The 6,447-nt window shown below is 74.4% G+C and carries 4 protein-coding genes; all 4 read right to left on the reverse strand.

What is annotated here, in order from left to right; genetic code table 11:
• Positions 1–47: 47 nt before the first annotated feature.
• A complete protein-coding gene (locus AOK23_RS40010) occupies positions 48–1,160 on the reverse strand; it encodes a LacI family DNA-binding transcriptional regulator (protein ID WP_055717336.1) in 1,113 nt (370 codons plus the stop codon).
• Between the two features lie 135 nt (positions 1,161–1,295).
• Complete coding sequence (locus AOK23_RS40015; RefSeq protein ID WP_055717337.1) at positions 1,296–3,785, reverse strand: beta-galactosidase; 2,490 nt, start codon at positions 3,783–3,785, stop codon at positions 1,296–1,298.
• The gene (locus AOK23_RS40020; protein ID WP_055717338.1) at positions 3,785–5,563 is read right to left on the reverse strand and encodes a glycoside hydrolase family 35 protein; all 1,779 of its coding nucleotides are present in this window, start codon (positions 5,561–5,563) and stop codon (positions 3,785–3,787) included. Before AOK23_RS40020 ends, AOK23_RS40015 begins: the two co-directional genes overlap by 1 nt.
• Before the next feature lie 53 nt (positions 5,564–5,616).
• Positions 5,617–6,447, reverse strand: an 831-nt coding sequence (locus AOK23_RS40025) for an MFS transporter (RefSeq protein ID WP_157878299.1), incomplete at its 5' end; no start/stop codon positions are given.

Consider the following 6,447-nt stretch of genomic DNA (forward strand, 5'->3'; position numbering starts at 1 on the left):
CGCGCTGACCCGGCTGCCGCGTGCCCCCATGGCTCGCGGCGGCCGGGTCAGCGCGGTGCCGGGCCGGTGCTGCGGCGGACGATGAGTTCGACCGGGACGACCTGTTCGGTCTCCGCCGGGGGCTCCTCCGTGTCGGCGGGGTCGTCCAGCTGGGTCAGGAGCAGGCGCAGGGACCGGGTGCCGATCTCGGAGAAGTCGGTGCGGATGGTCGTCAGCGGGGGCAGCAGATGCGCGGCCTCCGGGATGTCGTCGTAGCCGACGACGCTCACGTCGTCCGGGACGCGGCGGCCCGCCTCGTGCAGGGCCCGCAGCAGTCCGAGGGCCATCTGGTCGTTGGAGACGAAGACGGCGGTGACGTCCGGGCTGTCCGCGAGCCGCCGCCCCAGCGCGTAGCCGGAGTCGGCGCTCCAGTCCCCGACGAGCGGTTCGTGCACGGGGGCACCGGCCCCGGTGAGGGTGTCGCGCCAGCTCGCGGCGCGCCGGTCGGCTGAGGTCCAGCCGGTGGGACCCGCGATGTGCCAGACGGTGGGGTGGCCGAGGCCCAGCAGATGCTCGGTGGCGAGCCGTGCGCCGGCCCGGAAGTCCGAGGACACCACGGGGGTGCCGTCGCCGAGGCCGTTGTCGAGCATCACCAGCGGGGTGTCGGGGCGGGCGGAGGCGAGCGCGGTCGCCACGGGGCGCTGGGGCGCGATGGCGATGATCCCGTCGGCGCCCTCGGCGGACAGCCGGTCCACCGCCTGGACGACGGTGTCGCGGTCCGCCGTGTCCAGCGCGATGGAGCTGACCAGGTAGCCGGCGTCCTGGGCGGCCGTGTTGATCGCGGTGAGCGTGGAGGCGGGTCCGTAGCGGGCCGCGTCGAACGAGATCACACCGAGCATGCGGGTACGGCCGCTGGCCAGGGAGCGCGCACTGCGGCTCGGGCGGTAGCCGAGGGTGCGCATCGCGGCGCGCACGGCCTCGCGGGTCTCGGGGCGTACGGCCGGGTTGTCGTTGAGGACGCGGGAGACCGTCTGCTTGGAGACGCCGGCGAGCCGGGCCACGTCGTCCATCACCGGCCGGGAGCCGGCGAAGTTCCGTCTGCTGCGGCTGCCGGTGGGTCTGGGGCCGCCGGCCGCACCGGCGTCCCCGGCGGCGGTGCCGTCCGTGGTGCTTCGGGACATGCGGCGCTTCCTTCTTCGACGGGAGGGCGGGACGGCGTCCCGCCGGGGTTCACAGAATAGGTGCGGCGCCCGGGGCGCCGGGGAGCCGAGTCGACGGGAGGCGGGGGCGCGGGCCCCGGCCTCCCGGACTCGTGGTCAGCCCGCCCGGAACGGCAGGGTGTGGACGGTGAGCCACTCCACCCGGTCGATCCGCGCCGGCAGCGGGGAGTCGCCGGTCCGGTCAGGGATGTGCACCGGCGCCCCGGCGGGCAGCGGCAGGATCTTCAGCCGCAGGCCTTCCGTCCCCGGGTCCCCTTCCGTCCGCAGCCGGTCCACGGCGAGGTCCCAGACGCGCCCGGAGTAGAACTGGTCGGCGACGAGCCGGTCCCCGACGTAGGCGCGGCCGGTGTCGCCGGTCCAGTGGACGCGGAGCAGGGTGCCGGGCGGCAGATCGTCCGGCACGGGCACGTGGTACTCGGCGGCGACGGTGTCGTAGTGCTCGTCCGCCGGGGCGCCGGCCCGCCCGAGCACACCGGTGGCGGTGGGCGGTGCCTCGCCGGGCGCACGGACGAGGGCGACGGGCAGGGTCCGGTCCGTCCCGCCCGGCCCGTCGGTGCCGCCCGTCCCCTCGGCCGCCCCCACCAGCGTGTAACGGGTGAACACCCCGTCCGCCGTCTCCTTCACCGTGCCCGCGGCGGCCACGGGTGCCGCGGCGGGCGCGGGCAGCACCGCGAACGACGGCTCCGGGGACCGGCTGTGCACCCGTACCTCGTCCCGGTGGGTGTCGAAGACGACGCCGCCGTCGCAGAGGACCAGCCGGTCGGCGCCCCAGGCGGGGCCCCGGTAGGCGGTCCGGGCCGTGGCCGCGTCCAGGACGAGGAGGTCGACGCGGCGGCCGTCGGCGGTGTCCACCTCGACGAGTGCGTCCGTGCCGGGCCGCAGCCCGGTGACGAGGAGGCGGTCCCCGACGGTCGTCAGATCACCGGAGGGCGCCCGCACCGCCTTCACCGACCGTGCGTCCAGGGCGAGTTCGGGGGTGATCCCGTCGATCGCGACCAGCACCAGCACCGGGCGGCCGGCGTCGGCTTCACCGCTGTCGTCGGCGTCACCGCTGTCGTCGGCGTCACCGCTGTCCTCGGCTCCGCCGCCCGCGCCGTCCAGCACGCACACCACCTGCGCCGTGGCCCACTCCAGGCGCAGTCCGCCCAGGTCGAGCCGGAGCGGCCAGCAGAAGTAGGCGCCCCGGCGGACCGTGACCGGTGTGGCCGGCAGGGTGAGGGGCGGCGCGTCGGGGAAGTCGACCGTGAAGGAGACGTCCGTGTGGTCCGGCAGCGGCTCGTGCGGCTGGTGGTTGTTGACGAAGAGGAAGCCGGACCGTCCGTCGCCGCGCACCGCCCAGCGCAGGGTCTCCCGGTCGTCCTGGCCCGCCGGCAGCCGCTCGGGCAGGACCGACCTCATGGGGGCGATGTGCTGCCCGAAGTCGGCCAGCAGCAGGTGCTGGAGGCGGAGTTCGTCGTAGGAGGGGCGGTACTGGCCGTACTCGCCGAGCGGGGCCTGGAAGTCGTAGGTGAGCAGGGGCAGGTCGTTGGGGTAGCCGGTGGCGTGGGACTCCTGGAGGAACGTGGTGCGCCCCCGGGGGTTCGTGCCGCCGTGGAACATGTAGTAGCCCTGCCACACCGAACCGCACCCGATCTTGGTGAGGCCGAGGGCGCCGATGTCGGCGGCGTCGACGCGCGGCCTGCGGTGGTAGGCCACGGCCATGCCGCCGCCCAGTTCGCAGGTGGCCCAGGGGAAGCGGTCCGCCAGCGCCTCCGGATCGCCGCCGCGGACCGTGGTGGGGCGCAGGTCGGCGCCGATGCCCTCGTCGTCGCGCTGGTGGGTGAAGAAGAAGTGCTTGCGGCAGGTGTCGGGCCAGCCGCCGTCGGCCTCGGTCCAGAAGGTCTCGGTGTAGCCGCCGTACAGGGGCAGCAGTTCGTCCGGGGGCAGTTGGACGCCGCCCCAGGCGGTCGACGTCCACAGCGGGGCGGCGAGTCCGGCCGCCTGGGCCGTCCGCTTCAGGGTGAGCAGGTGGCCCGGCTGGTCGTACAGCTCGTTCTCGATCTGCACGGCGACGACGGGCCCGCCGTGGCCCCGGTCCAGACCGCGCAGCTGCTCGGCGAGGGCCGCGTACCAGCGGCGTACGGGCTCCAGGTACGCGGGGTCGTCGGTGCGGGGCGCGTCGGTGCGGGCGAGGACCCAGTCGGGCAGGCCCCCGTTGCGTACCTCCGCGTGCACCCAGGGGCCGATGCGGGGGATGAGGTCCAGGCCGTGGCGGGCGCAGAGTTCGGCGAAGCGCCGCAGGTCGCGGTCGCCGTCGAAGCGGAGGTCGCCCTCGGTCTCCTCGTGGTGGATCCAGATGACGTACGCGGCGACGACCGTCACCCCGCCCGCCTTCATCTTCAGCAGTTCCTCCTCCCACTGCCCGGCGGGGCAGCGGGTGAAGTGGAACTCGCCGGAGACCGGGAACCAGGGGCGGCCGCCGCGGGTGAGCCAGCGGCTGGTGACCTCGATGGGGTCGCTCGCGCCGGGGACGTCCGCGAAGGGCAGATGACCGCGCAGCGGGGGCGGGGGCTCGGCCGGGAGGCGCAACTGGTGAGGGGCCGTCATCAGGGCTTCACCGGCCCCAGGTCGGGTGTGTCGGTGAAGTGCGCGCGGGCGGCGGTGGTGGCGTTCAGCTCCAGCAGGACCAGCTCGTTGCCGCCGGGGCGCAGGACGGGGGCGGGGACGTAGAGGGTGCGCTGCGGGCCCCGGTTCCAGTAGCGGCCGAGGTGGAAGCCGTTGACCCAGGCCTGGCCCTTGGTCCAGCCGGGCAGGGAGAGGAAGGTGTCGGCGGGGGTGCCGACGTCGAAGGTGCCGTGGTGGAAGGCGGGCACGGTGACGTGGGCCGTCTCGCCGGCCGGGGCGAAGAGCACCGTGGACAGGTCGGTCAGGGGCAGGCGGTGGATGTCCCAGCCGTGCAGGGCCGTGCCGTTGAAGGTGACGGGGCCGAGCAGGCCCTTGGGGGCGCCGATGCGGGGCCCGTAGTTCACCCCGCCCATGTTCTCGACCAGCACCTCCAGGGTGGCGCCGGCGCGGGGGACGCGCAGCGGGAGGGTCTCGTCGTGGCGTTCGCGTTCCAGTACGCCGACGGGGGCGCCGTCCACGAAGACCTGGGCGCGGTCGCCGACCCCGCCGGCGAAGTGCAGCAGGCCGTCGCCCGGCTCGGGGAAGGCGCTGCGGTAGAGGACGTAGCCGGATCGCTGGCCCAGCTCCTCCATGGTGAGCGGGTCCTCGGTGCGGCCGGCGGACGCACTGTGGGCGGTGGCCCACGGCAGGAGGGGCGCTCTGCGGTCCAGCTCGACGGTGATGCCGGAGAGTTTCGGCGACGGGGCCGGGGCGGGCTCGTCCGGGACCGGGGCGTGGCGGGCGATCACCTCGCGGAAGGCGTGGTACTTGGGGCCGGGGTCGCCGGACTCGGTGAGGGCGGCGTCGTAGTCGTAGGAGGTGACGATCGGCGCGTAGCACTGGTCGTGGTTGGCGCCGTTGGTGAAGCCGAAGTTGGTGCCGCCGTGGAACATGTAGATGTTGACGGAGGCGCCCGCGGCGAGCAGCCGGTCGAGGTCGGCGGCGGCGTCGGCGCCGTCCCGGACGTGGTGCTCCTCGCCCCAGTGGTCGAACCAGCCGATCCAGAACTCCGAGCACATCAGGGGCCCTTCGGGCTGGTGCTCGCGCAGCTTGCGCAGCGACTCCTCGATCCGGCCGCCGAAGGTGCCGGTGGACAGCACGCCGGGCAGGCTCCCGGCGGCCAGGTGGTGGGCGGAGCCCGCCTGGTCGCAGGTGAACAGCAGCTCCTCGACGCCGCGGGAGCGCAGCGCGTTGTGCAGGTGCTTGAGGTACGCGGTGTCGTCGCCGTACGCCCCGTACTCGTTCTCGACCTGGACGGCGATGACGGGTCCGCCGTTCGCGGCCATGTGCGGCAGCAGCGGGGGCAGCAGGATGTCGAGGTAGCGGTCGAGGGCGTCCGTGAAGCGGGGGTCGCTGGTGCGCAGCCGGATGTCGGGGTCCGTGGTGAGCCAGGAGGGCAGGCCGCCGCCGTCCCACTCGGCGCAGATGTACGGGCCGGGGCGCAGCAGCACGTGCAGGCCCTCGGCGCGGGCGAGGCTCAGGTAGCGGGGCAGGTCGAGGAGGCCGTCGAGGACGAGGGGGCTGTCGGGGTCGGGCTGGTGGAGGTTCCACGGGACGTACGTCTCCACCGTGTTGAGGCCCATCAGCCGGGCCTTGCGCAGCCGGTCCGCCCACAGGTCGGGGTGGATGCGGAAGTAGTGCATCGCGCCGGAGATGATCCGGAACGGTTCGCCGTGGAGGAGGAAACCGTCGGAGGACGTGGTGAGGGCGGGCGTGCGCAAGGCTGAATTCCCTTCGGCTCGGGACATGCGGGTGACTCGGGGACGGGTGCGGCTCAGCGGGACGGGGTGTCGGTGCGGGTGGCGCGGATCAGCCACAGAGTGGCCAGCAGGCACAGGGCCGACACGACGCACAGCAGCAGCGGCACCGCGCGGACGCCGGACCATTCGATGGCCTTGCCGAGCGCGGGCCCCGCGGCCACTCCCCCGACCATGGACGCGGCGATGACCAGCGCGCCGGCGCTGCGGGCCCGCGGCGCGGCGGCGTTCAGCCAGGGCAGGCCGGTGGGGAAGATCGGCGCCATGAAGAGGCCGACGCCGGCGTACGCGAACGGGGCGAGCCAGGGGACGACGGCGAGGAGCAGACAGACGGTCATGCCCGCGCAGGAGACGGTGATGATCGTCTGGGGGGAGTACCGCAGCGCGACGGGCACCACCAGGAAGCGGCCGACGGTCAGCATCAGCCAGTACACGGAGGTCGCGGTGGCGGCGGCCCCCGCGCTGTAGCCGACGGTCTCCAGGTGGGTGGGCTCCCAGCCGCCGACGCCGGCCTCGATGCCCACGTGCAGGACGTAGAGGGCGACGAACACGCCGAGCACCGAGGCCAGGCTGCGGCGCAGCGCGGACCCGCCCGCCTGCGCGGTGTCCTCGTCCGGGGTGGCGGTCAGGGGCGCGCGGTCGCGGACGCCGCGCAGGCACAGCAGCAGGGGCAGGTTGGCGGCGGCGAAGGCGAGGAAGACCGCCGGGTAGTGCTCGGCACCGACCGCGCCGATCAGGGCGGGGCCGAGGATCGCGCCGATGCCGAAGTGGGCGTTGAGGATGTTCAGCATGGCCGTCGAGCGCTTGCCGAAGCCGACGGCGAACAGCTGGTTGAGTCCGTAGTCGAT

It is taken from the genome of Streptomyces torulosus, from assembly GCF_001419765.1.
GTDB classification, from domain to species: Bacteria; Actinomycetota; Actinomycetes; order Streptomycetales; family Streptomycetaceae; genus Streptomyces; species Streptomyces torulosus.